The sequence below is a fragment of the Cupriavidus sp. D39 genome, assembly GCF_026627925.1.
Lineage (GTDB): Bacteria > Pseudomonadota > Gammaproteobacteria > Burkholderiales > Burkholderiaceae > Cupriavidus > Cupriavidus ulmosensis.
This window is the reverse complement of sequence record NZ_JAPNLE010000009.1, coordinates 546,895-573,202: the sequence shown is the minus strand read 5'-3', so window position 1 is coordinate 573,202 and position 26,308 is coordinate 546,895. Positions and strand designations below refer to the sequence as shown.

At 62.2% G+C, this 26,308-nt stretch carries 25 protein-coding genes and 1 pseudogene; 20 read left to right on the top strand and 6 right to left on the bottom strand.

Features of this window, described 5'->3' with window-relative positions:
- The first annotated feature begins 6 nt into the window (after window positions 1-6).
- Window positions 7-333 (top strand): anthranilate 1,2-dioxygenase ferredoxin subunit AndAb, encoded by a 327-nt coding sequence (andAb, locus tag OMK73_RS14225; protein ID WP_267602624.1) that lies wholly within the window; start codon window positions 7-9, stop codon window positions 331-333.
- Between the two features lie 28 nt (window positions 334-361).
- The gene (locus tag OMK73_RS14220) at window positions 362-1,561 is read left to right on the top strand and encodes an NAD(P)/FAD-dependent oxidoreductase (RefSeq protein WP_267602623.1); all 1,200 of its coding nucleotides are present in this window, start codon (window positions 362-364) and stop codon (window positions 1,559-1,561) included.
- Window positions 1,562-1,814: 253 nt separating this feature from the next.
- On the opposite strand, the gene catA is transcribed toward OMK73_RS14220, so the two are convergent.
- Window positions 1,815-2,723, bottom strand: coding sequence for a catechol 1,2-dioxygenase (gene catA, locus OMK73_RS14215; RefSeq protein ID WP_267602622.1), 909 nt, complete (start codon window positions 2,721-2,723; stop codon window positions 1,815-1,817).
- A 511-nt stretch (window positions 2,724-3,234) separates the two neighbouring features.
- Here catA and andR point away from each other — a divergent pair.
- Window positions 3,235-4,197 carry an anthranilate 1,2-dioxygenase regulatory protein AndR gene (gene andR / locus OMK73_RS14210; RefSeq protein ID WP_267602621.1) on the top strand — a complete coding sequence of 321 codons (963 nt, stop codon included), beginning with the start codon at window positions 3,235-3,237 and terminating at the stop codon, window positions 4,195-4,197.
- 123 nt (window positions 4,198-4,320) lie between these two features.
- Here the strand turns inward: andR and OMK73_RS14205 are convergent, their stop codons facing one another.
- The 4 genes from OMK73_RS14205 to OMK73_RS14190 form a co-directional block, all read right to left on the bottom strand.
- Window positions 4,321-5,307, bottom strand: coding sequence for a Bug family tripartite tricarboxylate transporter substrate binding protein (locus tag OMK73_RS14205; RefSeq protein ID WP_267602620.1), 987 nt, complete (start codon window positions 5,305-5,307; stop codon window positions 4,321-4,323).
- 111 nt (window positions 5,308-5,418) lie between these two features.
- Complete coding sequence (locus tag OMK73_RS14200; protein WP_267602619.1) at window positions 5,419-5,697, bottom strand: cupin domain-containing protein; 279 nt, start codon at window positions 5,695-5,697, stop codon at window positions 5,419-5,421.
- Window positions 5,698-5,867: 170 nt separating this feature from the next.
- Window positions 5,868-6,713 (bottom strand): porin, encoded by an 846-nt coding sequence (locus tag OMK73_RS14195; protein ID WP_267602618.1) that lies wholly within the window; start codon window positions 6,711-6,713, stop codon window positions 5,868-5,870.
- Window positions 6,653-7,003 (bottom strand): porin, encoded by a 351-nt coding sequence (locus OMK73_RS14190; protein WP_267602617.1) that lies wholly within the window; start codon window positions 7,001-7,003, stop codon window positions 6,653-6,655. The genes OMK73_RS14195 and OMK73_RS14190 overlap by 61 nt, the downstream gene beginning before the upstream one ends.
- Before the next feature lie 2,227 nt (window positions 7,004-9,230).
- Here OMK73_RS14190 and OMK73_RS14185 point away from each other — a divergent pair.
- The gene (locus OMK73_RS14185) at window positions 9,231-10,301 is read left to right on the top strand and encodes a porin (protein ID WP_267602616.1); all 1,071 of its coding nucleotides are present in this window, start codon (window positions 9,231-9,233) and stop codon (window positions 10,299-10,301) included.
- Window positions 10,302-10,716: 415 nt separating this feature from the next.
- Here OMK73_RS14185 and OMK73_RS14180 read toward each other — a convergent pair.
- A pseudogene (locus tag OMK73_RS14180) lies at window positions 10,717-11,049 on the bottom strand (MFS transporter); the annotation flags it as partial.
- 534 nt (window positions 11,050-11,583) lie between these two features.
- Between OMK73_RS14180 and OMK73_RS14175 the strand changes: the two are divergent.
- The 16 genes from OMK73_RS14175 to OMK73_RS14100 all read left to right on the top strand — a co-directional run bounded on the left by OMK73_RS14175 (window position 11,584) and on the right by OMK73_RS14100 (window position 26,305).
- Window positions 11,584-11,889: a DUF485 domain-containing protein gene (locus tag OMK73_RS14175; protein WP_267602615.1), complete on the top strand. Its 306-nt coding sequence runs from the start codon at window positions 11,584-11,586 to the stop codon at window positions 11,887-11,889.
- On the top strand, window positions 11,889-13,553 hold the full coding sequence (locus OMK73_RS14170) for a cation acetate symporter (RefSeq protein WP_267602614.1): 1,665 nt from the start codon (window positions 11,889-11,891) through the stop codon (window positions 13,551-13,553). Before OMK73_RS14175 ends, OMK73_RS14170 begins: the two co-directional genes overlap by 1 nt.
- A gap of 37 nt (window positions 13,554-13,590) precedes the next feature.
- The gene (locus tag OMK73_RS14165) at window positions 13,591-15,717 is read left to right on the top strand and encodes a sodium:solute symporter family protein (RefSeq protein WP_267602613.1); all 2,127 of its coding nucleotides are present in this window, start codon (window positions 13,591-13,593) and stop codon (window positions 15,715-15,717) included.
- Window positions 15,678-16,592: a sensor histidine kinase gene (locus OMK73_RS14160; protein WP_267602612.1), complete on the top strand. Its 915-nt coding sequence runs from the start codon at window positions 15,678-15,680 to the stop codon at window positions 16,590-16,592. Before OMK73_RS14165 ends, OMK73_RS14160 begins: the two co-directional genes overlap by 40 nt.
- Window positions 16,589-16,975 carry a response regulator transcription factor gene (locus tag OMK73_RS14155; protein WP_267602611.1) on the top strand — a complete coding sequence of 129 codons (387 nt, stop codon included), beginning with the start codon at window positions 16,589-16,591 and terminating at the stop codon, window positions 16,973-16,975. The genes OMK73_RS14160 and OMK73_RS14155 overlap by 4 nt, the downstream gene beginning before the upstream one ends.
- Window positions 16,972-17,439, top strand: a complete 468-nt coding sequence (locus OMK73_RS14150) for a hypothetical protein (protein WP_267602610.1) — start codon at window positions 16,972-16,974, stop codon at window positions 17,437-17,439. Before OMK73_RS14155 ends, OMK73_RS14150 begins: the two co-directional genes overlap by 4 nt.
- Window positions 17,421-19,133, top strand: coding sequence for an exonuclease domain-containing protein (locus OMK73_RS38320; RefSeq protein ID WP_324291810.1), 1,713 nt, complete (start codon window positions 17,421-17,423; stop codon window positions 19,131-19,133). Before OMK73_RS14150 ends, OMK73_RS38320 begins: the two co-directional genes overlap by 19 nt.
- Before the next feature lie 10 nt (window positions 19,134-19,143).
- Window positions 19,144-20,262, top strand: a complete 1,119-nt coding sequence (locus tag OMK73_RS14140) for a DUF294 nucleotidyltransferase-like domain-containing protein (RefSeq protein ID WP_267602609.1) — start codon at window positions 19,144-19,146, stop codon at window positions 20,260-20,262.
- A 154-nt stretch (window positions 20,263-20,416) separates the two neighbouring features.
- Window positions 20,417-22,390: an acetate--CoA ligase gene (acs, locus tag OMK73_RS14135; protein ID WP_267602608.1), complete on the top strand. Its 1,974-nt coding sequence runs from the start codon at window positions 20,417-20,419 to the stop codon at window positions 22,388-22,390.
- Window positions 22,391-22,446: 56 nt separating this feature from the next.
- Complete coding sequence (locus OMK73_RS14130) at window positions 22,447-22,602, top strand: chaperone modulator CbpM (RefSeq protein ID WP_267602607.1); 156 nt, start codon at window positions 22,447-22,449, stop codon at window positions 22,600-22,602.
- A 236-nt stretch (window positions 22,603-22,838) separates the two neighbouring features.
- Entirely contained in the window at window positions 22,839-24,281 is a 1,443-nt protein-coding gene (gene atpD / locus OMK73_RS14125; RefSeq protein WP_267602606.1) for a F0F1 ATP synthase subunit beta, read from the top strand.
- The gene (locus OMK73_RS14120) at window positions 24,256-24,660 is read left to right on the top strand and encodes a F0F1 ATP synthase subunit epsilon (protein WP_267602605.1); all 405 of its coding nucleotides are present in this window, start codon (window positions 24,256-24,258) and stop codon (window positions 24,658-24,660) included. Before atpD ends, OMK73_RS14120 begins: the two co-directional genes overlap by 26 nt.
- Window positions 24,653-25,000: an AtpZ/AtpI family protein gene (locus tag OMK73_RS14115; RefSeq protein ID WP_267602604.1), complete on the top strand. Its 348-nt coding sequence runs from the start codon at window positions 24,653-24,655 to the stop codon at window positions 24,998-25,000. The genes OMK73_RS14120 and OMK73_RS14115 overlap by 8 nt, the downstream gene beginning before the upstream one ends.
- Complete coding sequence (locus OMK73_RS14110) at window positions 24,987-25,319, top strand: ATP synthase subunit I (RefSeq protein WP_267602603.1); 333 nt, start codon at window positions 24,987-24,989, stop codon at window positions 25,317-25,319. Before OMK73_RS14115 ends, OMK73_RS14110 begins: the two co-directional genes overlap by 14 nt.
- Window positions 25,303-26,004 carry a F0F1 ATP synthase subunit A gene (locus OMK73_RS14105; RefSeq protein WP_267602602.1) on the top strand — a complete coding sequence of 234 codons (702 nt, stop codon included), beginning with the start codon at window positions 25,303-25,305 and terminating at the stop codon, window positions 26,002-26,004. Before OMK73_RS14110 ends, OMK73_RS14105 begins: the two co-directional genes overlap by 17 nt.
- A 19-nt stretch (window positions 26,005-26,023) precedes the next feature.
- Window positions 26,024-26,305, top strand: coding sequence for a F0F1 ATP synthase subunit C (locus OMK73_RS14100; protein ID WP_267602601.1), 282 nt, complete (start codon window positions 26,024-26,026; stop codon window positions 26,303-26,305).
- Window positions 26,306-26,308 lie beyond the last annotated feature (3 nt).

The following is a 26,308-nucleotide window of genomic DNA, read 5'->3' as shown; positions in this document are numbered from 1 at the left end:
CTGAATATGAGTGAACTGGAATGGCACGACGTCGGTGCCGAGGACGATTTCTCCCTCGACGAACCCTCGCAGGTGGTGGTCAAGGCGCAGCCGGTGGCGGTCTTCCGCGTGGACGAGGGCTGGTTCGCGCTGCACGACCTCTGCTCGCACGGTCATGCGCGCCTGTCAGAAGGCTTTGTCGAGAATTGCCGGGTGGAATGCCCGTTGCACCAGGGCCTCGTCGACTTGAGTTCGGGGCAGCCATGCTCGGCGCCCATCACTGACCCAGTACGCACCTACCCGATCCGGCTGGTCGGCGGCCGCGTGCAAATTGCCGCGGCCGACGGCCAATAGCCGGCACGGTGCGAATGGGAGACTGGATATGACACGGTTTGTGGTTGTCGGAGCCGGCCAGGCCGGCCGGCGCGCCGCCGAATGCTTGCGTGCAGCGGCGCCGGACGCGAGCATCTGCGTCGTGGGCGAAGAGCTGCATTTACCCTACGACCGGCCATCGCTCTCAAAGGCTGCGCTGCTGGATGGCGAGCGCGAGGTTCATGCTTTCATCCGCGACGAGGCGTTTTATGCTGGCGAACGGATCGCGTTGCGTCTTGGTGTCCGCGCGATCAGCATCCATCGCGCGGAAAAGGCGGTGGATCTATCGGACGGCAGCAAGGTGCCATATGATCGCCTGCTGCTTGCCACCGGCTCGCGCGTGCGCACGCTGGCCGGCACCGGCGTCTACTACCTGCGGACGCTGGACGACGCCCGGGCACTGCGGCAACGCCTGCTACCCGGTACGCGCGTTGCCATGGTCGGGGCCGGATTCATCGGGCTTGAGGTAGCGGCGACGGCCATTACGCTTGGCTGCAAGGTCACCATGCTGGAGCCGGCCGAACGGGTGCTCAAGCGCACGATGCCTGCGTCAATCAGTGCCTATGTGGGCGACATGCACGTGCGGCGCGGCGTAGCACTGCGTCTGGGCACGGAAGTGAAGGGCGTTGCCAGCCATGAGGACGGGGTTCGGATCGATACCAATGGCGAGGCGCTCGTTGCGGACCTTGTGATCGCGGGAATCGGGGTGATCCCCAACACCGAACTGGCAGAGGCCGCCGGGCTAGAGGTCAACGACGGCATCGTGGTGGACGAGCTTTGCCGGACGTCGGATCCGGACATCTTTGCCGCGGGCGAGGTCACGCGCCACTACATTACGGCACTCGACCGGGTGGCCCGCGTCGAATCGTGGCAGGTGGCCGAGAAGCAGCCGGCGGTCGCGGCCGCGAACATGCTTGGCGGCAGCGAGCGGTATGGCGAAGTGCCGTGGCTCTGGTCGGATCAGTACGATTGCAACATCCAGACGCTGGGCTTCTTCGATCCGTCCCTCACGCTCGTGGAGCGGGGTCGCCCGCTGGACGATGCATTCACCGTCTTGGGGCTCGATACGTCGGGACGCATCCGCGCCGCGGCAACCATCAACAATGGCCGCGACATGGCCGCGCTGACCAGGTTGCTGAATACGGATGGCCTGGATCCACAGCGGATCGCGGATCCTTCAGTATCGCTGCGCTCGCTGATTCGGCGCTGATTGTCATCGCCTGCATGGCGCCGGCAGGCATGCCCTGCACGGCGCCATTGCCACGCAGTGCATCCGACCCTGCTGCGTCATCTCTCCCGAATGTCTCAAACGCAGTGCGGATTCCGCGGGATACTCGCGGCTGCTGCGCACAGTGGAGGCCGGCCGAACAGCCCGGCCGCACCAACCCGAGAAGCTGGTGCGGCCGCAAGCGCGGAGCCTGAGCATAATGTCCTGTCAGAATCCGCGCCTTGTCGGAAGCCAATCAGCCTTCGGCGCGAATCCGATCGACCTCCGACGTCCTCAAGCTGGTACTGTCGCGCAGCAGCGTGAAATCAAAATCGATCTTCTGGAAAGGGCCATCCAGTCCGAACTGGCCAGCCTTATCCGCTTCGGCCTTGCGCATCGAAGGCACTAGGCCATCGCGGGTGGCAAACGCGAAGTCATCCCACAGGTAGGGATCGCCGGCGATATTGATCTGCGTGGTCAGCTTGCGATGGCCGGGTGCCGAGATGAAGAAATGGATATGGGCCGGACGATTCCCGTGGCGCCCGAGCAGGTCGAGCAGTTGCTTGGTCTGGCCTTCCGGAGGCACGCTGTAGCCAACGGGAACCACGCTCTGGAAGCTGTACTTACCTTCGCTATCGGTGACGATGGTGCGGCGCAGGTTGAACGGAGCCTGCGACTTGTCGAAGTAGGAGTAGTTGCCGAGATGGTTGGCGTGCCAGACCTCGACAACGGCGCCGACGATCGGCTGGCCGCCGTCATCGTACACGCGCCCGCCCATGATCAACGGCTCACCCGGCGTAGTGCCATCGTCCAGCTTCGCGTGACCTTCGCTGCGCGGTGCGCCGGCAACATACAGCGGACCTTCGACCGTGCGGGGTGTGCCGCCCGTCAGTCCGGCTTTGGCCTCTGCTTCATCCATGCGCAGGTCGAGGAAGTGTTCGAATCCAAGGCCCGCGGCGATCAGGCCATACTCGCCGCTCTGGCCAGCCTGCGTCAAATAGTTGAGCGCGCTCCAGAATTCGTCTGGGGTCACGTCCAGGTCTTCGATCGTGTAAAAAAGGGCGCGCACAATACGATTGACCACTTGCTTTGCGCGCGGGTTGCCTGCGCCTGTCGACGTGTCGTTGATCTTTTTCAACAGTGCATCAATCGACTCTTTGTTCATTTGGATCTCCTTTGTCATCAATTTGTTGGGTAAGGCGAGCCGTCAGTCACGTCGCCATCGGCCGGGAGTAACGGTCAGCCAGCTTGTCAGCCTCTGATTTCGCTGGGGGCTGGCGAGCGTCGCAAGCCTTGCGGCGCAGTGGCACCTCCGCGGCCCATGCGTCTTCATTTCCGGCGCATCCGTGAATTATTTGAGAAGCGAAGTGCAGGGTCTATCCGTTAAGTGCCGGGCGGCGGCTTCCCTATCCGGATGCGGCGTGTATTTCCCTTCATGTCCGTGCTGCGGGTTCAGCAAGAGAGGCTTCGCAGTCATATTCGTCGCGCCGGGTCTCATGCAATGAAATCGATTAACCATTGCAGTGCATGATCGAAAATATTTGCGCCGTTATAGTGCATTTCCGGCCGATATTTTGGCTCTCATCGGGATATTGTCGAGCGTGTGTCCTATGGCAATATCGTGTATATTCGAAAGATGCTTTAGGCTTAAATGTTATGGAATCGCGGGGTGAATCATGACACCATTTTTCCGGCCGGGTGCTTTGCGCGCTTACCGTCTTTTCGAATCGTTCGACCTAGACGAAACCCGTGAACGTATTTCAGCAGTCATGCAGCCACACGCGCTCATACCTAACGGCCGTACCGCTGGGTGCTCCCGTATGGATTTCATCAAGATCGGTGGGCTGGGACTCGGGTCGATCGCGTTTGGCGACGCCATGCGGGTCGAGGTCGAGGCAATCGATGGCTATTACCTGCTGATGTTCTGTGTATCCGGAGAAGCGCAGGTCGACACGCTGGGGCGAACGATTCGGGTGGATCGCGAGAACGGCATTCTCTGTCCGCCAGGGCAGGGGTTCGGCGCTTCGCTGTCGCCGGATTGCGAGCAGTTTGTCCTGCGTATCGACCCCGCCGCCCTGGCCGCTCAGACAGGATGGACGTCGCCATCGCTTCCCCACGGCATAGCGCTTGCGAGCCCACCATTGAGCGGGTGGTTGCAGCAGCTTCAACTGGTGACAGGCTCGCCGGAGCTCCTGTTCTGCGCCAGCGAGAATCCCGGCGTTGCAAGGCAACTCGAACTGCTGCTGCTCGAGTTGCTGGCGGTCGGGCATGAGGGGACGGTGAGCTTGGTCAGGCACGGGGCACCTTCACCCGGCTTCGTCAAGCGGGCGGAGGAGTTCATTACCGAACATCGCGCGGAGAGGCTTCAACTCGAGGATATATCCCGGGCAGTGGGCGTAGCCGCCAGAACGCTGCGTGACGGCTTTCAGCAATTCAAGGGGACCAGCCCGATGCAATACCTTCACGCGGTCCGCCTCGAGCGTGCCCAGCAGGTTTTGCGTTCCACGCCGACAGGCGTCCGTATTGCCGATGTCGCTCTCGATTGCGGATTCACGCATCTCGGCAGGTTTTCCATTTCCTACAAGGAAAGATTTGGCGAGTCGCCATCGGAAACGCTCAGGAAATCCCGGGCGAGCTAGATGATAACTGCGTAGTTGGAGCGGCGTGAACGGGGACCGTTGACGCCGCACCGGAAGGAGCGGCCGGCCGGTCAGGATGGAAGACGCCTCGCCAGGGCGAGCGAACCGGATCGGGAAGGCGACCTAGTTCAATTGGATTTTTCGACTCTCGACCACCGGTCTCCACCGTGCCAGGTCGTCACGCACAGTGGATGCGAACTGCCCCGGCGTGGACGCTACCACTTCCATATACTGCGTGGCCAGTTTCGACCTGACCCCCGGCTCCTGAAGCACACGCGAGATCTCTTCGCGCAGGCGGGTAACGATCGCGGCGGGCATGTTTGCTGGCGCAATGATTCCCATCCACGAGCTTGCATCGATGCCAGGAATGCCAGCCTCCTTCAGAGATGGGACAGTTGGAAGAAACCCGGATCTTTCGCCGGTCGCCACTGCAAGCGCCCTGATCTTCCCTGATTTCAGCTGTGGCAACAGTGCTTGCGCTGGCAAACACGCCATGTCAACCTCTCCGGCAACAAGGGCCATCACGGCCTGGGGTGTCCCGCTATAGCTGATCGGCGCTATTTCCGTCCCGCTTTGTGAAGCGACCGACTCCATGCACAGGTGATTGATCGAGCCAACTCCAACCATGGCGTAGTTGTATTTTCCGGGCTCGCCACGCAGTAGGTGGATCAGCTCGCCTACGTTTTCCGCGGCCAAGGAACTCCTCACGACCAGCACGTTTGGCTGTTTGACCGCAACGGAAATAAGAGACAGATCCTTGGCGGGATCATAGGATAGTTTGGCGTTCAGGAGACGATTCAGGACCAGGGGGCCAGGAGGCGAGATGCCGATGATGTAGCCACCAGGGTCTGCCTTGGCGACGGCATTCACCGCGATTGAGCCGCCCGCACCGGGCTTGTTATCCACAACGACAGCCTGACCTAGACGTGTCCGAAGGCCTTCGGCAAGTATTCGGGCAAAGATGTCCGGTGTAGCACCGGGAGTCGAGGGTGCGATCAGTTTGATTGGATGTTCAGGCCAATCCGCTGCCCGCACCGGCAGTGCGCCAATACACCAAATGGCAATAAAGGCGGCCTGCAGCCGCCTTCGCAAAAGAGCATTCGATTCCATCCACATTTCATGGCTCCTGTTTACCTTCCGTTGTTGGGAGGCATCGGTAAAGCGCGCTCCCGGTATAGGTTCATTGGCCGGGCCAGCGCGTCTTTTCCCGGCTTCGTATCCCTATTTGCGGCTGCGCGGAGGGTCATAGATTGCCAGGAGTACAAGTGTCGATGCGCTCTCGTTCCTGACCTCGTGAGGCACACCCGGCAAGATCTTGACGACCGAACCAGGTCTCACATGATGTACTTCGTCTCCGATCGTGATGCATGCTTCGCCCTCAAGGATGAAGAACGCATGGCGCGCCTTGTCGATATGCGAGGCAGAGTAGCCGCCAGGCGCGACGCGCACCAGGTCGACGCTGTACGCATCGGTGTACTCCGCGCCGATGATGCTGGGCATTAGCTCGTAGCCTCGGAGGGTATCCGCTTCGAACGCGCACCATTGCGCAGAATCAGTATGCAATACGGGGGCATTTGTCACCTTTGCAAAGGGTATGGATGAATTAGTCAATTGGTTGTCGGCATTGCGTTTCGAAAGAATGACAACAGAGAAGAAGCTGAAAAAAGCTCTCAGAAAACGTGCTTGATTCCGAGCGTGGCGGTCGTGGACCTGGGATTACCAGGGCCAACCGAATTTGCCGGCCGCTGAACGCCTCCGCTTCCCAGTGCGTATTGCGATCCATTTCGGTTGTCGATCGTGCCGAGGGAGCCATACATCAGTGTTCGGCGGGAAAAGCTGTACTCCCCGCCGATGGCAATCCAGGTCGCGTTCCGGTTGCCGGGGTCCACCTTGTAGCTGGAGTGATCATTGACTCTGACGATCTGGGCAATTGCGCTGAACTTTCCGATTGGAATCCGAACCCCGAGATTGGCCAGCCGGAAGTCGCTCGCGGACGTTCCCGTTACTCCCCCAGCGCGCGCCAAGGTGCCGGTACATGTTGAGCATGCGTTCTTTTCATCGGTAAAGCCCGCGTAGAATTTCGCGAAGCCGGCGTTGTAGCTGCCGCCGATAGTGAACGAGTTGATGGCGCCGCTTGCCCCCGTTCCGCTGTTCTGCTTGCCCCATGCGGCGTTCAGGTCGAAAGGTCCGTCAAGGTACCTGGCTGATAGTCCGTACACATCACCCAACTCGGCGGACCTCTCTCCGGGGGCGAACAGTGCGGTAAAAGCTACGGTTTTCCATTCCTCGGGCGAGTAGTACTTGATGGCGTTATCGACGCGAGCCGTTACGACTTGCGGAAGGACCTGTTGAGTGGTCGCGCCACTGCGCGTCAGCGCGATGAAGCCTCCTCCGCCCATCCAGTAGAAGGCATCGACGTTCGCGTTGGTCAGGGAAACCGGTGTTGGCTGACGACCTAGAAGAAGGGTGCCCACCTCTTTTTTGGCCAGACCGACCGCCGCTTCGCGTCCGAACAAGCGCCCCCCTGGCCGAGGGTGCCGTCATCGGCGCCGAAACCGCCGACGAGCCGGAACGTGGCACTGAGGCCCTGCCCGAGGTCCTCGGTACCGTCCATGCCCCACCGGCTCCCGGCATCGCCGCCGGAGATCTGCCGGGCGGTTGTTCCCTTTCCGGAACGGCCGACGTCGACGCCGGCGTCGACCAGTCCAAAGAGGTGGAGATCGAACTCGGCATTTGAGTTCATGGCCCAGACCGCCAGGATCGGTACCAGCAATAACCGGACTCGGGCGGCGCGTATCATTTTCATATTAGCGTTTCCACGTCTATTTTTATCCTGTACACCTGGCACGGGCTTCGGTCGAAAACTATCTAAAGAAGCACACGGGTCACCTTATTTCGCGATTTGTTTTTGGTCTGACTCAACGCGAACCATCCTTTGGGGAGTAATCGGAGTGTAACTTTCGGTGTTTTAGCGAACAAGGCTGCGGATTTGGCAATGCTGTTCCAGCCACGGAACATAATCGGGTATTAACCCTGATTGATATCGTGCCAGTGACGAGATCGTGCCGACCGGCCGGCGCCGAGGATGGGATGAGGAAGATCTCGACGGGACGGCTAACGCACAGGCTCCACAATCGCAAGACGCAGGGGAGGGCGCCGGTGTGCCGGGGCGCACTCGCTCCCCTGGGAAATCCCTAGCCGGGCCATTTCGCAAAGCGGATAGCTTTGCGGGAACCAGATAGGCAAGCGGCAGCACCGGGATCGGATACGGCACCTAATTTTCCACTGTGGCGGAATTAGTGAGCGCCATTAGCCGAAATGGCGATCTGCAATCGTGGCTGACCAGGCTGCACCCAGCCAATTGAGTTCGGGCCTGTTGGAGGCGGTGGGGTTATTGGCCGTGGCTATCGTGGCCCCCCCCGAGCGTATCAGGCTGTCGCCGGCGAACATTCACGCTGGCCGTTTGGTAGGCGCCACCCGAGCCGTATTCGCGCGAGGTGGCGTAGAGGTCGGTGAAATCAAGCGCGGCGAGGCAGGTTACCAGTGACGTCCCGCCGGAGGTCGCTCACGCGAACGGCGACCAATAACATCAAGCGAAAGAATTAATGCATCAGTTTCTTTAGATCGCTCAGTTCAGTGTGAACCAGCAATGCGTACTGAGACTATCGAAGAACCTCCATGCTGATCTATGGGGAGGGAACAGCCCTCCAAGGTCATCACGGTCGGGGTGCCCGAGCGCAAAGCCGATTTCGCACCTGCATCCGGCTTAGGGTTGGGTCGGCGCTCGCAATCCACTAGGGCGCCTGATCCGCTATCTGCGAGGTTGCTCGCGCTATCTCGCCAACTATCAGCAACGACGAGCGAAAGGGCTGCTCAAGAGCAGGGGCGGGATCCGTGGTCGACGATGTCATTGGCCAGCGCATGAAGAGGAACGGACACATGCGCCGGACGATACCGGGCGCCGATGCCTTGCCGCGGGTGAGATGCGCCGTTCTTAACGGCCAGGACGTACGCAATTTCAAGCGTTGGTACGCGCCTGACAGGCGAATCGAGGGATTTGCGGCTTCAATCCCTGCGTCATAGAAGGCGCCCCCAGATCTGGCCACCCCCTCAACTTCTCTCTAAAGCGACGCACCTTCGCGTACTTGACGGGTTGCGGCCGTGATTTCTCTCCGGTCCCAGATGATCTGGGGTGTCCTGAAAGAACCCGCTCCAGCGGCAGCGCAGCCGTCGCCTTCCCATGGTTGACGCTCTGCCTGAAGGCCAGGAACATGTCGCACTTATCGTCCACTTGAATACGAGCCAGACGAAGTCAATCGCGGGCGGTCGATGGACGACCCGCGTGAACCGTTATGCGCACCGTCCGTGAATGGATCTCGCTTACGGGTTACGCGACTGCCGCCATCTTGTGGTGCATCCGCGCTAGCGGTATCTCCAGTAGCGGCGCTGGAGATGCCGGAGAACATGATTGTGATTCCAGTGATTAGAATTGCTTTGTTGAGGTATCGCATGGCGTTCTCCAGAACGATGAACAGGTTGGCGTCGACGTGGAGAGCAGTGTATTCAGACAACGGTAACGGCTAGATGGCTATTCGATTACGAGATTGCAATCTGCCGCACCCTACCGTGCCGCGGGGTCCTCAGGGTGCGAGTTTGTCACATACACCGCACCGGCAGCGACGCGGCGACCATCATCACCTGCGCGCATGACCACCTTCCTTTCCTGATCACGCTCACCGAAACGACTGATCACCTTCTCCGAAATCCGAAACAAGTGGTGGCCCGTTGGTCCCCTTTTTTCTTTCTACCGGTCACGCGGATCGGTCGAGTGGTCATTGTTTGTTTTCCAATATATTTATTACAAAACTGTCATTTTGCTTCGTCGCATGGCAACGTGCGGATTTGTTCGTAACTTGTAAAAACGCAACACAAATTCGCGCCGTAATGCGACCGTAATCTAGCCGAAATCTTGAGGGTCATATACTGGCATCTTCGTTTTTGGCAAGTTGTTTGCTTTAACTAGAGGAGAAGTAATGAAGCGTAATCATGGCCTATCCCTGGCCGCGATGTTCATGATGGCGGCGTCGGCAGCGCACGCGCAATCGAGCGTCACGCTGTACGGTGTGGCGGACGTCGGCATTGAATACCTGAGCCATGCGCCGTCGGCCTCCGGCGGCAAGAACCTGGTACGCATGAGTTCCGGCAACTTGTCGACCTCCCGCTGGGGCATCCGCGGCGTCGAGGATCTCGGCGGTGGCCTGAAGGCCTTGTTCAACCTGGAGAGCGGCATTTCTCTTGACACCGGCGCCAACAACAACACATCCAAGCTGTTCGACCGCGCCTCGTTTGTGGGCCTCAGCAGCCAGTACGGCACCCTGACGCTGGGCCGGCAGACCACGCCCATTTATGACATGTCGGCGCAACTGGACCCGATGGCCATTGCGAACAGGTATTCGTTGTTCCTCAGCGACGCCATCCTGGCCGGCCGCGCTGACAACGCCGTCAAGTATAGCGGCCGCTTCGGCGGGCTGACGACCTCAGCGCTGTACAGTTTCGGCCGTACCAACAATGGCGAGGTGCCGGGAAACTTCCGCATCGACCGCAACATAGGCTTGTCGCTGTTGTATGAGACCGGCCCGTTCTCGGTCGGCGCGGTGTATGACGAACTGCAGGGCTCGAGCCTGGCCACGCAGGCCCTGAAGGACCGGCGCTTCCTGGTCGGCGGCACCTATGCCTTTGGCCCGGCCAAGGCCTTCGCCGGCATGCGCTGGTTCAATGGCAATGCAGGGACCCTGTCGGTCGACCGCTCCAACCTCTACTGGGCCGGCCTGAAATACACCGCTACGCCGGCGCTGACGCTGACCGGCGCCGCCTACTACACGGACGTCAAGAACTCCGGCGCTGACCCGCTGATGCTGGTGGCGTCGGCTGACTATACGTTGTCGAGGCGCACGGACGTGTATTTGACTGTGGGCTACGTCGCCAACCGCAAGGGATCCCAGCTCGGCATGAACGGGTATAACGCCCTGTCCGGCCCGGCCGGCAGCGTCCAGCCCGGAGATAATCAGACTGGCGCTGTCATGGGCATTCGCCACAAGTTCTGAAATTTTCGATTTAAGGCGTAATTACGATCATATCGGCACTTCCTGCTTGCAGGAAGATTGCTTTCAGCCACCCTTCGGGGTGGTTTTTTTCGTCCGGTGCCGGGAGTCAGAATAAAGGGTTTTCAGGTTGAAGGAAAACTGACTGGATAATTGCGGTAATGCAATCAGCGAGAAATCACTATTCCATGGTCTGTCGCTTGGCGTGTCTCCAGTTGACAGATCAAGCTGTCAGCTGACAGACGTCACTGGAGGGCTTTGTCACGTTGAGAGGAACGGATGCACTGGGCGGGCGCAAGTGGCCGTCGAGAGCATGTGCCTGCCATCAGTCCGGCGGAAAGGCGGCCTCATTTTCCAGGAAATAGATCTGTCCCCTCCATCAAGGCAGAAAGCAGGACGAGTCGCCGTTCCTCCAATGCCCGGCGAATCCGATACCGGTCGCGGCCATCAATGCAGCCGCCAACACGAGCAGGCGGCGCTCCGGGTAGCGATGGCCGAGGACTCCCACCAGCATCGTCGCCAATGCCGAGCCTATCAGGGTTGCATTGCTGAACAATCCCACTGCCAATTGCGCGAAACCGAGCGAGAGCAGGTACGCTGGCAGCGGGACCGCGATGAACCCGTCACAGAAGCCGCGTAGGGCGCGGCCGACGAGAAGTGGCAAGGCGCTGGCATGGACGCCTGCAGGCAGTACCAGGCGAGCGAGCCGAGCTTGGCCGGCGGTCACTGCCGGATCCTCAAGCGTTTGAATCGCAGTACGCGATCTTTGGTTTCACGTCTTTTCTCGGTGCTATTTCCAGTTCTCCCTGGGGAGGGGATCGGCAAGCAGCCTTCGCGCGCCGCCGCGGGAAACGTCCACGAGGCGACTTGAACACCGTCATCGCGTCGGTACGCTACCGGGCATGGACGCCTGCGATAGCGTCTTCTCTCACCGGACGATGCGGAAAATGCGTGGTGGGCCTTCGTCGCATTGCCTGTTGTGCAGAAGCTTGAGACGCCGGGCGCATGGAACCTTCCACGCGTAGACGAACAGGTACGGAACCGTACCGATTTCTCACTCGATTGCGAGCACCGTTTCGACGATTGCCCTTCGATCACTCGCACCCTGCCAGATGCAGCGGGCGAGATTGCCAGGCAAATACGTCTTAAGGCACTTGCCTTTGGGCCGCGTGCACATCGCCATTGATGGTTGCCGCTGTTCCACATAAGACCAAAAGACATAAGACTTGAGACACCAAGACTGGCTACGGATAGGGCCTCTTATCCGAAGAGCAGGAGATAAGACATGGAAGAAGATCTCGTTCAACGGATACAGTCCAATCCCAACTACCAGCGGCTGGTTTCAACCCGCTCCACCTACGGATGGGTGCTCACTGCAATGATGATGGTCGTGTACTACGGCTACATCCTTCTGGTTGCCTTCGGCAAGACCTTGCTTTCCACCAGGATCGGCGCTGGCGTGATGACCTGGGGTATCCCGATCGGACTCTTTGTGATCGTATTTACTGTGGTCGTCACCGGCATCTACGTCCGGCGCGCCAACGGCGAATTCGATGACCTGACGGCTCAGATTCGCAAGGAGGTGTTGTAATGTCGACCCGGAACCATATCCTATGCGCATTGATGCTGCTTGCCCTTGGTGGCGCGGCCTGGGGAGCCGGTGGCGATCTTGGTCAATTGCAAAAGCAGCCAACCAACTGGACGGCGATATCCATGTTCGCTGTCTTTGTGGTGTTTACCCTGTTCATCACGAAATGGGCTGCCGCCAAAACAAAGTCCGCGGCGGATTTCTACACGGCCGGCGGCGGCATCACCGGATTCCAGAACGGACTGGCAATTGCAGGCGACTACATGTCCGCGGCATCCTTTCTCGGGATATCGGCAGCGGTCTACCTGAACGGCTATGACGGCCTGATCTATTCGATCGGCTTCCTGGTCGGCTGGCCCGTTATCACCTTCCTGATGGCCGAGCGCCTGCGCAACCTCGGTCGCTTTACCTTTGCCGACGTGGCTGCCTATCGCTTCAAGCAGACCCCGATCCGCGTGTTCGCGGCCTCGGGCACGCTGGTGGTAGTGGCCTTTTACCTGATCGCCCAGATGGTCGGTGCCGGACAGTTGATCAAGCTGCTGTTCGGCCTGGAGTACTGGATTGCGGTGGTGATCGTCGGCACCCTGATGATGGTGTACGTGCTGTTTGGGGGCATGACGGCGACCACCTGGGTCCAGATCATCAAGGCTGGCCTGCTGCTTGCCGGTGCGAGCTTCATGGCAATCATGGTGCTGGCGCAGTTCCATTTCAATCCCGAAGCGCTATTCGCCAAAGCGGTTGAGATTCACGCCAAGAAGGACGCCATCATGGGCCCGGGCACCTTCATCAAGGATCCGATCTCTGCCATTTCATTCGGCATGGCGCTGATGTTTGGCACTGCTGGCCTGCCGCACATCCTGATGCGGTTTTTCACCGTGCCAAGCGCCAAGGAAGCACGCAAGTCCGTGTTCTGGGCGACGACCTGGATCGCCTACTTCTACCTGCTCACATTCATCATCGGCTTTGGCGCCATCGTCCTGGTCAGCACCAACCCGGTGTACAAGGACGCGCTTGGCGCCTTGCTGGGCGGTAACAACATGGCGGCTATCCACCTCGCGAATGCCGTCGGAGGCAATGTCTTCCTCGGCTTTATTTCTGCGGTGGCCTTCGCTACGATTCTTGCCGTGGTCGCGGGGCTGACGTTGTCCGGTGCTACGGCGGTGTCGCATGATCTCTACGCGACCGTGTTCAAGAAAGGCAAGGCCGCCAGCGACAAGGAACTGCGCGTATCGCGCGTGACGACAGTCGCGCTGGGTATCGTGGCGGTGATTCTGGGGATCGCGTTCGAGAAACAGAACATTGCCTTCATGGTGTCGCTGGCCTTCGCGGTGGCGGCATCGGCGACCTTCCCCGTGTTGTTCATGGCTGTGCTGTGGAAAGACTGCACGACGCGCGGCGCGACCATCGGCGGCTTTCTCGGCCTGATTACCGCGGTCGGCCTGACCATTGTCTCCAAGTCGGTCTGGGTCGATGTGTTCGGCTACAGGGATGCCATCTTTCCCTACACATCGCCCGCCCTGTTTTCCATGACCGTGGGTTTTGTCGGCATCTGGCTGTTCTCGATACTGGACCACAGCGATCGTGCCCGCATCGACCGGGAAGGGTACCCGGCGCAGAAGGTCCGCTCTGAAACCGGCATCGGCGCATCGGGTGCTTCCGGCCACTGAAGCCACTGAAGCCATTGAAGTCACTGAGGAACGTTTCATGTTGCGCCGTTCCCTTCTCGGGCACCGTCTGATCGCGCTGTTTGCCCTGGGCTGGCTGATGTTCAACTACCCATTGCTGGCGCTCTTCAACGACACGCTCACCTGGTTCGGCATCCCGCGGTTGTACTGCTACCTGTTTGCCGCATGGACGTTGCTCATCGGCCTGCTGGCGTTCACGGCAGAACAGAAAGCGCCGCGGAGAGGACGCTCGCAGCCTGACCCTCGGCACCCGTGCCGGAGGACTGAAATGCTGGACGGCTGGGTCATCGCGCTGGCGTCGTTCGCCTATCTCGGCATGTTGTTTGCGATTGCGTTCTACGGCGACAGGCGCGCAGATGCCGGTGCCAGCATCATCAATAGCCCATACCTGTATGCGTTGTCACTGGCCGTCTACGCAACCTCGTGGACATACTATGGCAGCGTCGGCCGGGCTGCCGTCAGCGGCATCGGCTTCCTGCCCATCTACCTCGGTCCCACGCTGATGGCGGCACTCTGGTGGACCCTGCTGCGCAAGATCATTCGCATTAGCAAGAACAACCGCATCACCTCGATTGCCGACTTCCTTGCCTCCCGGTACGGCAAGAGCGCGCTGCTCGGCGGCCTTGTCACCTTGGTGTCGGTGGTAGGCATCGTGCCCTATATCGCGCTGCAGCTGAAGGCCGTCTCGGCAAGTGTCGCGGTGCTGGTGCATTCCCCCGGCGTCGGCATGCGGGGCGGCGAAACAGGGCCGATCTGGTCGGACACGACGCTGTACCTCGCGCTGATGCTGGCGATGTTCACCATCCTGTTTGGCACCCGCCACCTCGATGCGGCAGAACGCCATGAGGGCATGGTCGCCGCGATCGCCTTCGAATCGCTGGTAAAGCTGGTGGCGTTCCTTGCCGTGGGGGCATTTGTCACCTTTGGCATCTACGACGGCTTCGGGGATCTGTTCGGGCGTGCCGAGGCGGTGCCAGCCCTGAAAGCGCTCCTGACGTTGAATGGCAATGCGGCGGGTGCCGGCAACGTAACCTTTGGCTCATGGGCCTCGCTGATCGTGCTGTCGATGTTCTCGATGCTGCTCCTGCCGCGCCAGTTCCAGATCGCGGTGGTCGAGAACATCGACGAGAACCACCTGAAGAAGGCCATCTGGCTATTGCCTTTGTATCTCCTGGCCATCAATGTCTTTGTCCTGCCCATCGCCTTCGCGGGGATCCTGCACTTCCCGGGTGGCGAAGTCGACCCGGATATGTTCGTGCTAGCCCTGCCCATGCGGGAACGGTCCCCGGCGCTCACGCTCCTGGTGTTTATCGGCGGGCTGTCGGCGGCCACCGGCATGGTCATTGTCGAGACCATCGCACTCAGCACCATGGTCTGCAATGATCTGGTGATGCCGTTGCTGCTGCGCCTTAAGCCGCTGCGGTTTGGCCATCGCGCAGATATCAGCGCGCTGCTGCTCACCATCAGGCGCGCGGCAATCGTGCTATTGATGATGCTTGGCTACGCCTACTTCCGCGTGGCCGGCGAAGCCTACGCGTTGGTTTCGATCGGCTTGATTTCGTTCGCGGCCGTCGCGCAGTTCGCGCCGGCGATGCTGGGCGCCATCTACTGGAAAAACGGCACGCGGCAAGGCGCGCTGGTCGGGCTGGGCGCCGGCTTCCTGCTCTGGGCATACACGCTCCTGCTGCCATCGTTCGCGCAGTCCGGCTGGCTGCCGGCCAGCTTTGTCGAATACGGGCCGTTCGGCATAGGGTGGCTAAGGCCGCGGCAGCTGTTTGGCCTGGGCGGCCTGGACCCAGTCTCGCATGCGCTGTTCTGGAGCATGCTGGCGAACGTCGGCGGCTATGTCGGTGTGTCGCTCACGACTACGCAAAGCGCGGGGGAGGGGTGCAGGCCGTCCTGTTCGTCGATGCCTACGCGCACAGCGGCAGCCCGCTGGGATCCCATGTGTGGCGCGGCAGCGCTTCGGCCGCTACGGTACTCGCGTTGCTGCGGCGCTTCCTTGGCGCCGCGCGTGCCGATGAAGCCTACGCGCGATTCCGTGAGCAGGGCAGGGCGAACGCGCTATCCGCCGACGCGGACCTGGTGCATTTCGCGGAGATCCAGTTGGCCGGCGCAATTGGCACCGCATCGGCGCGGGCAATGATCGCCTCTGCCGTGAATGAGGAACCGCTCGGCCTGGACGAGGTCATGGCGATACTGGATGAGACCTCGCAAGCGGTCGCCTACAGCCGGCAGCTGGAACAGAAATCGCTTGAGCTCGAGACAGTGTCGGCCGGACTCAGGGCAGCCAACGTGCGGCTCACCGAACTCGACCGCATGAAGGACGACTTTATTTCCACCGTGACCCACGAGCTGCGCACGCCACTGACGTCAATCCGTGCGTTCTCGGAAATCCTGCGCGACCATCCCGATCTTGCCGCGGCCAAACGCAGCGCATACCTCGACATTGTGATCAAGGAAAGCGAGCGCCTCACACGCCTCATCAACAACGTGCTCGACCTAGCCAAGATCGAATCCGGTAGCACCGAATGGCACACCGTACCGCTAGACTTGAAACAGGTGATCCAGGATGCGGTGGACGCTACCCGGCAACTGTTCCTGGATCAACGCATTCAGCTTGAGTTGCAGTTGCCCCCGCAGGTCCCCCGGCTACTGGCCGACCCCGACCGGCTGATGCAGGTGATGCTCAACCTGCTGTCGAATGCGGTGAAGTTCTGCGACCGGGTGGACGGCCGCGTCGCGGTGAGCCTGGAGGCGGTGGGCGGCGATTTGCGTGTTGCGGTGCGAGACAACGGTTGCGGCGTGCGTCCGCAGGACCGGGAGCTTATCTTCGACAAGTTCCGCCAGGGCGGCGACAGGCTGGCGGGCAAGCCCCAGGGCACCGGGCTAGGATTGCCGATCAGCCGGGAAATCATCCGTCATTTCGGCGGTAAGCTGTGGCTGGAAACGACGCCAGATAGCGGCGCGGTGTTCGTATTCACGCTGCCGCTGCCGAAGGCACCGGAGACAACGTCATGACCCACAAAGTCCTCATCGTCGACGACGAACCGAACATCGTCATCTCCTTGGAATTCCTGATGCAGCAAAGCGGCTATGAAGTAGGCATCGCACGCGATGGGGAGGCAGCCTTGGCGCAGATGACCGCGTTCCAGCCCGATCTTGTCCTGCTCGACATCATGCTCCCGCTGCGTAGCGGCTTCGAGGTCTGCCAGAAGATCCGGGAGAACAAAGCGTGGGATCGGGTCAAGGTGATCATGCTGTCGGCGAAGGGACGAGACCTGGAGGTGACCAAGGGCCTCGCGCTGGGCGCCGATGCGTATATCACCAAGCCGTTTTCCACCAGGGCGCTGGTCGAGCAGGTGAGCGCATTGCTCGCGAGCTGTCAGAGAGACCTCGAATGATTCAAAAGTGGATCGCGCGATACCGCTTTGGCGTGACATTGGCGCTGCTCTTCCTGCTGCAGCTACTTGTCGTCGGCGCGATTCTCTTACCGCTTGCAATCGATCTGCCGGAGGCGCAGCGCGCGTGGTTGAGCGCGCTGGTGTTGCAGCGCGGTGCGCTATGGATTGTGCTCGCGGCGCTGCTGCTGCTAGCGTTGGGCTTTGGCCTGAAAGTGTTGTTCGACGCTTACCTGACGCCGGTCGCGCGCCTGGCCGAAGACGCCGCGCTGCTTGCGGCCAACCCTGGCCATCGCATCGCGCCACAGGCGCGCGCGGCGTGCGCATCCTCGTCAAGAAGCTCAACCTGCTGGCAGCTTCCCATCAGACGCTGCACGACGGCGTGCAGCAGAAAATCGAGCTGGCGAACCGCGCGCTGGCCGAAGAAAAGAACCGCCTCGCCGCGCTCATGGCGGAGCTTGCCTTGAGCGTGCTGGTCTGCAATATCGAAGGGCGAATACTGCTCTACAACGACAGCGCCAGGCAGTTGCTCGAAACCGGCCGGGGCGGCGCGCCTGCGGCTGGCATGGCGGCAATCGGGCTGGGCCGTTCTGTGTTCGGCGCGATCGAGCGTGGGCTCATCCTGCATGCGCTGGAGCAGATCCAGCAACAACTCCGGGACAGCGGGGACGGCGCGGCGAGACCCGTATCCGGATTTGTCGCCACGCTCGCGCAGGGCCAGATCGTGCGCGCGCACATGGCGCCCGTGTTCGACAGCGCGCACGCCCTCAATGGCTTCGTGCTCACGTTGGAAGACATCACCCGCAACGTTGAGGCCGACAGCCGCCGCGACGCGTTGCTGCAGTCGCTCACGCAAGATGCGCGCGCCACGCTGGCGAATATCCGTACGGCGGTGGAAGCCATCCAGGCGTACCCGGAAATGAGCGCTGCGAAGCGAACCCAGCTCACCGGCATCATCGACGACGAATCGCAGCGCCTGGTGCACCAGATCGGCCGTGCCGTGGATCAGCGCGGCGCCGGGATGGACAGCCATCAGGAACTCGAAGAGATGCGCGGCGCCGATCTGCTCGCGCTGCTGCTGCGACGAATCGGCAGCCCCTCGCTCAGCGTCGCCACCAGCGATACGGTCGACGCCACGTTGTGGCTCAAGGTGGACAGCTACGCATTGACCCAGGCGCTGGCCTATCTTGCGCAGCGGCTCGCCACCGAAGCCAGCGTCACCGAGTTGCACTTCGGGCTATATCGTGCCGGCCGGCTGGCCTATCTCGATCTCACTTGGCGCGGCACGCCGCTGACCGCCGACACGCTGCGGGTGTGGGAGAACGCGCCGTTGCCGATCAACGCGGCCGGCGCAGCGCTTTCGCTGAGCGCCCTTATCGCGCGCCAAGGCGGCGAGGCAGTGTGTTCCGCCGGGGAGTCGCCTGATGTTGCTCGCTACCGTCTGATGCTGCCGGTCTCCGAGCCCGGGTCGGCGCTGGACATCCCGCCGGCACAGGAAGGCCGCCCGGAATTCTACGATTTCGACTTGTTCCACCGGCCGGGACAGAGCGCCGAGATCGACCAATGCCAGCTCTCGAAACTCAACTACACGGTGTTCGATACCGAGACCACAGGGCTGGATCCTGCCGCCGGCGATGAGATCATCTCCATCGGCGCCTTGCGCATCGTCAATGGCCGTCTGCTGCAGCGGGAGAGCTTCGACCAGCTGATCCAGCCGCGTGGCGCATTGAGCGCCGGGTCGATTGCGATTCACGGCATCACGCACGCCATGCTCAATGGCCAGCCACCGATCGAAACCGTGCTGCCGCAGTTCCACCGTTTCGCCGCTGACACCGTGCTTGTCGCGCATAACGCCGCGTTCGACATGAAGTTCCTGCAAATGCTGGAGGCAAGAACCGGCACGGCCTTCACGCAGCCGGTCCTCGATACGCTGCTGCTATCGCAAGTGATCCACCCCCATCAGGCTGAGCACACGCTGGAGGCGATCGCCGGCCGTCTCGGCGTGGCGATTATCGGCCGCCATACCGCGCTGGGCGACGCGATCGTCACCGGCGAGGTCTTTCTCAAGATGACCCCCTTGCTCGCGGAAATAGGCATCTGCACCCTGAAGGAGGCACGCGATGCCGCGCAACAGACCCACTATGCGCGGATCCGGTACTGAGGAATCGTCCATGAGTGATCCGCCCACGATCCATCCCGACGCCGCATTCGACCCGACCGGCGTCGAGGCCGGCGCGTTCACGCGCGACATCGAGGGGGCCAGGCTCCGCATCGCCGGCGCGCAGGACGAGGGTGGCCTGCAGCGGGCAGCCGCGGAGATTCGATCGCTATGGCATCGCATGGCGGGCCAGGCGGCAGCCGAGCCGCTCACCCGGTTCATCTCGACGCTCAACGATGCGTTGACGCGGCGCGTGATCGATCTCGCTTGTGCCGGGGAGGATATGGAGAGTATGCGCTGGTGCTGGATCGCCCTCGGCAGCGAAGGCCGTCAGGAACAGACGCTGTCGAGCGACCAGGACAACGGGATGATCCTGGCGGGCAGCGGCGGGGCAGAGGCAATGCGCGACCGGATGCTGCCGCTGGCGCTGCGCATTAACGAAGCGCTCGATGCTTGCGGGTTCCCGCTGTGCACCGGCCAGATCATGGCGAGCAATCCGCAGTGGTGCCTCGACCTTCATGAATGGCGGGAGCGCTTCGCGAGCTGGATCATCGAAGGTGATCCGCTGGCGTTGCTTAACGCCACTATCTTCTTCGACTTGCGGCCGCTTTACGGCGCCGACGATCTGGCACAGGCGTTGACGGGTTGGCTCGCGCAGATGGCGCCGGACAACCCGCGCTTCCTGTTCCAGATGACCACGAATGCACTGCGGCGCAAAGTACCGCTTGGCTTGCTGCGCGACTTCGTGGTGCCGAAGAGCGGCGAGTTCGCCGGAACGATCGATTTGAAGCTGGACGCCGCCACGCTGTTCATCGATGCGGCCCGCATCTACGGTCTGGCTTGCGGCGCCCGCGCCAGCAATACGGCCGATCGCCTCAGGCGGGCCGGCGAGGCGGGACGCCTGGAGCCGCAGGATGTGCAAGCGTGGATCCTCGCTTTCGATTGCATCCAGATGTTGCGCCTGAAGACACAGCAGCGCTGCTTCGAGCGCGGCATGGCCATGCACAATCATGTGGCCCCGAACGAACTGGAGGCGGGCGAGCGGCGCGCATTGCTCGACGCCTTGCGCCAGGCCCGTGCATTGCAAAAGCACCTGGCACTGGATTACCTGGACTCCCGCCAGGGCATCTGATCCCGCCGGTGCCGGCACCGGGTACGGCAGCGTACCGACTTCAAAGGCGATTGCGTGCACCGTTTGGTGAATGCCTTGAGCCTCTTGTCTCAATGAGTGAGGCAGCGGATGGCGCGGCGTGGCCCCATGCGCAATATGCACGCAGGAGTATGATATGCAATCCATTGAATCGGTTCTCCACGAACACCGCCTGTTCCCGCCGCCCGCAGATCTTGCGGCACATGCGTCTATCTCCGGCATGGATGCGTACAAGACGCTCGTCGCCGAAGCTGAAGGCGACTACAACGGCTTCTGGGGGCGTCTCGCGCGCGAGACGCTGACATGGAAGGCGCCTTTCTCCAAAGTCCTGGACGAGTCGAACGCGCCCTTCTACACGTGGTTCGAGGATGGCGAGCTGAACGCCTCATACAACTGTCTCGATCGCCATGTCGAGGCCGGCAACGGCAAGCGCGTTGCCATCGTCTTCGAAGCCGACGATGGCACCGTGGCCACCGTCACCTACCAGGATCTCCTGCAACGCGTGTGCCGCTTCGCGAACGCGCTCAGGAAGCGTGGCGTGAAGAAGGGCGACCGCGTCGTGATCTACCTGCCGATGTCGGTGGAGGGCGTGGTCGCCATGCAGGCGTGCGCGCGAATCGGCGCGACGCATTCGATTGTGTTCGGCGGCTTCTCGGCGAAATCGCTGCACGAACGGCTTGTGGATGTGGGTGCCGTTGCGCTTGTCACCGCGGATGAACAGATGCGCGGCGGGAAGGCCCTGCCGCTGAAGAACATCGCGGACGAGGCCCTCGCGCTGGGCGGCTGCGAAGCCGTGAAGAGCGTGATCGTGTACCAGCGCACGGGCGGCAAGATACAGTGGAACGCGGATCGCGACCTGTGGATGCATGAACTGGCGCAAGCCGAGGCCGGCACCTGTGAACCGGAATGGGTTGGCGCCGAGCATCCGCTCTTTATCCTGTACACCTCCGGTTCGACCGGCAGGCCGAAAGGGGTCCAGCACAGCACCGGCGGCTTTTTGCTGTGGGCCGCGCAGACCATGAAATGGACCTTCGACTGGAAGCCGGCGGATGTGTTCTGGTGTACCGCCGACATCGGTTGGATCACCGGCCACAGCTATATCGCCTATGGCCCGCTCGCGGTCGGGGGCACCCAGGTGATGTTCGAGGGCGTGCCGACTTACCCGAACGCGGGCCGCTTCTGGGACATGATCGCGAAGCACAAGGTCACGGTCTTCTATACCGCGCCAACCGCCATCCGTTCGCTCATCAAGGCAGCGGCTGTCGACAAAAATGTGCATCCGTCGAACTATGACCTGTCGTCGCTGCGCATCCTTGGCACCGTCGGCGAGCCGATCAATCCGGAAGGGTGGATGTGGTACTACACGAACATCGGCGGCGCGCGCTGCCCGATTCTCGATACCTGGTGGCAGACCGAGACGGGCGGGCACATGATCTCGCCGCTGCCCGGCGCGACGCCGCTTGTGCCGGGCTCGTGCACGCTGCCGCTGCCGGGCATCATGGCGGCGGTCGTCGATGAAACCGGGCAGGACGTGCCTGCCGGCCAGGGCGGGATCCTGGTGATCAAGCGCCCGTGGCCCGCGATGCTGCGCACCATCTGGGGCGACCCCGAGCGCTATAAGTCGAGCTACTTCCCGGATGAGCTTGGCGGCAAGCTGTACCTTGCCGGCGATGGCGCCGTCTGTGACCCTGAGACGGGCTATTTCACGATCATGGGGCGCATCGACGATGTGCTCAATGTGTCTGGCCACCGGCTCGGCACCATGGAGATCGAGTCGGCGCTGGCTGCGAATGTGCTTGTGGCCGAGGCTGCCGTGGTCGGTCGGCCGGACGAGGTCACCGGCGAAACCGTTATCGCGTTCGTGGTGCTGAAGGGGCCGCGCCCCGAGGGCGAAGGAGCGGAGAAGATCGCAAACGAGTTGCGGGCGTGGGTGAGCAAGGAGATCGGACCGATTGCGAAACCGAAGGACATTCGATTTGGTGACAACTTGCCGAAGACGCGTTCGGGCAAGATCATGCGCCGGCCGCTGCGCTCGCTAGCGAAGGGCGAGGAGATCACGCAAGATGTGTCGACGCTTGAGAATCCAGCGATTCTCGAGCAGCTCCGCTGAGCCGAAGCGGAGCCGCATGCCGTGTCATGCGACGCCTGACGACGGGACTCGCGGACTTGGAGCCGCGTCTCCCGCTCGTATCGGTCCTGCGCCGAGCACAGCGGCTGACACGCGACCTGGAACTGGGCGCCGTTGGCGTTGCCCTGGTACTCGATCTGCTGGACGAGATCGATTCGCTCCGGGCGAGACTGCGGCGCGCGAACCTGGCTTGATTGGTGCCTTCGACTGGACAACTGGTGCGTCGCTCAGATAATTCCGCCAGACGGTACGCTTGCGGACAGCATTTGTGCCCGGAACAGGCTATAAAACGAATGTACGAGGCGCGCACGCCGCAACAGACCAAAGTCGGCACGGGATTTTTCGGAAGATGTCCGGCGTTGCGCCCCGCCAGTTTCTACCCCCGGATTGTGGGGCGGGCGATATCCACAGATTGACGAAGGGGCTGCCGATGACGACGAACCGGGGCGCGGTCGCCGCGGTCGTCGCGGTTCGAGGCAGCGTCGTCGACGTGCGCTTCGCGGCACGATTGCCGCCGATACGCACGTTGCTCCGTGCCGGGCCCGATGGTCGGATCGCCATGGAAGTCCTGGCGCAACTCGATGGCCAACACGTGCGCTGTATTGCGCTGACCTCCACCCAGGGGCTGGCGCGAGGCATGGCCGTGCAGGACACGGGCGCGCCCTTGCAAGCACCAGTCGGCGCGAGCATTTTGTCGCGCATGTTCGATGTATTCGGCAATCCCATTGACCAACTGCCAGTGCCGCGCAATGTTCAATGGCGCTCGGTGCACCGGACGCCGCCGCCGCTAGCCCGGCGCTCCACGCAGTCGGTGGTCTTCGAGACCGGCATCAAGGCCATCGACGTCCTGCTGCCGCTGGAAACCGGAGGCAAGGCGGGTCTGTTCGGTGGCGCGGGTGTCGGCAAGACGGTGCTGCTCACCGAGTTGATCCACAACATGGTCGGGCACCACCAGGGCGTGAGCCTCTTCTGCGGCATCGGTGAGCGTTGCCGCGAGGCGCAGGAGCTCTACCAAGACATGCGGGAAGCGGGCGTCCTGCCGGACATGGTGATGGTTTTCGGCCAGATGAACGAACCGCCAGGTGCGCGCTTCCGCGCTGGCCACGCGGCGCTGACGATGGCCGAGTACTTCCGCGACGACGAGCATCGCGACGTGCTGCTGCTGATCGACAACATCTTTCGTTTTATCCAGGCCGGCTCGGAGGTGTCGGGCCTGATGGGGCAGATGCCTTCGCGGCTGGGCTATCAGCCGACGATGGGCACGGAGCTGTCGGGGCTGGAAGAGCGCATCGCTAACACCGATACCGGTGCCATCACGTCGATCCAGGCTGTCTATGTGCCGGCGGATGACTTCACTGACCCGGCGGCGGTGCACACCTTTTCGCACCTGTCGGCGTCCATCGTCCTGTCGCGCAAGCGCGCGAGCGAAGGCCTCTACCCGGCCGTGGATCCGCTCCAATCGAACTCGAAGATGGCCACGCCGGGCATCGTCGGCACGCACCACTACCAGCTGGCGCAGGACATCCGGCGTACGCTGGCGCAGTACGCGGAACTCAAGGACATCATCGCGATGCTGGGGCTCGAACAACTCTCGCCAGCCGACCGTAACGTGGTCGCCCGCGCGCGCCGGCTGGAACGCTTCCTGACGCAGCCGTTCTTCACGACCGAACAGTTCACCGGCATCAAGGGCAAAACCGTCAGCCTGGCGGATTCGCTTGACGGTTGCGAGTGCATCCTGCGCGACGAGTTCAAGGACTATCCAGAAAGCGCGCTGTACCTGATCGGGCCGATTGCCGAAGCGAAAGGCAAGCCGGCGCCGGCCGCGCCTGCACCTCCGGAGGTGGCCCATGCTGCCAAATCGCATGCATCTTGAGGTCCTGCTGCCCTATCGGATCTTCATGCGGAAGATGGACGTCTCGCGCATCGTGGCAGAGACCGCCGAGGGCTCGTTCGGTTTGCTGCCTAACCGCCTCGACTGCGTCGCGTCGCTCACACCCGGCATCCTGATCTTCGAGACGACGGCGGATGGCGAGGTGTTCATCGCGGTCGACCAAGGCGTGCTGGTCAAGACCGGCCTCGATGTGCGCGTGTCGGTGCGCCGCGCGATGGCCGGCGCCGACCTGGCCCGGCTGCGCGACACCGTGCAGAGCGAGTTCCTGGCTCAGGACGAGCAGGCACGCAGCCTGCGCGCGGTCATGACCAAGCTGGAGACGGGCTTCCTGGCCCGCTTCGCCAGACTTCGCCATGACTGAGCCACCCCGCGTCCCGCCTCCAAAGCCTGCGGCCACGCTCGCCAGTGAGGTGGAGGCCAAGGCGCGGCGCAAGCTCAGGGCCCGGCGCCAGGGTACGCCGGGCGTATGGTTCGGGCTGGGCATGATGGGGCTGGTCGGCTGGTCGGTGGTGGTGCCGACGCTGCTCGGCGCGGCGTTGGGGATCTGGCTGGACAAGCACCATCCGGGCGGGCATTCGTGGACGCTGGCTCTATTGGTGGCCGGCCTTGTGATCGGCTGCTTCAACGCATGGCACTGGGTCGCCAAGGAGGATCGGGCCATGCATCGGGACGCGGAGGAACATGAACATGCAGATGAATGACGCGGCGGCGTTGCTGCTTGCAGGACTGGCGGGCTGTGCGCTCGGCGGCTTTTTCTTCGGCAGCCTGTGGTGGACGGTGCGGCAGACCCTGACCCTATCGTCCGGGCGCTCGGCGCTGTGGCACCTGGGCAGCCTGCTGCTGCGCATGGGCGTCGCGCTGATCGGCTTTTATGCCATCGGCGCGGGGCGATGGGAGCGTCTGGCCGCATGCCTGGCTGGCTTCGTCATGGCACGCATGGTCGTGATGTGGATGGCACGCGAGTGGGCGGATCGCCGTGCGCCAACGGTCAAGGAGGCCGGCCATGCGCCTCAGCCCTGACGAGTGGATCCTCTGGCAGCATGGCTTCGTCAAGCTCAACGGCACCATTTTGTTCACTTGGGTGCTGATGGTCGTGCTGTCGCTCGGCGCGTGGCTGATCACGCGCCACCTCTCGTCGGGCCACGTTCGTTCGCGCTGGCAGAACCTGCTCGAGATCGTCGTGACCGGCATCGAGCAGCAGATCGCGCAGGTCGGCCTGCGCCAACCCCGCAGGTACCTTGTTTTCCTGGGCACGCTGTTCCTGTTCGTCGCCGCGGCAAGCTTGTTCACCATCGTCCCCGGCTTTGAACCGCCGACTGGCTCGCTGTCCACGACGCTGGCGCTCGCGCTGTGCGTGTTCGTGGCGGTGCCGCTATACGGCATCCGTGACCAGGGGCTGCGCGGCTACCTGAAGTCCTATCTGGAGCCGACCGTGATGATGCTGCCGTTCAACATTATCAGCGAGCTCTCGCGCACGCTGGCCCTTGCCGTGCGGCTGTTCGGCAACATGATGAGCGGGGCGATGATCCTGGCCATCCTGCTGACCATCACGCCGTTCCTCTTCCCCATCGTGATGACCGCGCTCGGCCTGCTCACCGGCATGGTGCAGGCCTACATCTTCAGCATCCTGGCCGCGGTCTATCTGGCGGCGGCGACGCATACCATCGAGACGCAGCCAGGCCCACCATCGGAAACAGCAACCTGAACCCACCAAGGACGCAGCCATGGACAGCCTGACAATCATCGCGGTGGCATCGATTGCCATCGCCGGTCTCACCACCGGCTTCGGTTGCATGGGGCCGGCGCTGGCGGAAGGCCGTGCGGTTGCGACCGCGTTGACGGCGCTGGCGCAGCAGCCAGATGCGTCCGCCACGATTACGCGCACGCTCTTTGTCGGCCTGGCGATGATCGAGTCGACTGCGATCTACTGCTTCGTCGTCTCGATGATCGTGATCTTCGCCAATCCGTTCTGGAACGCCGCCATCGCCCGCGCCGCGGCCAGGTGAATC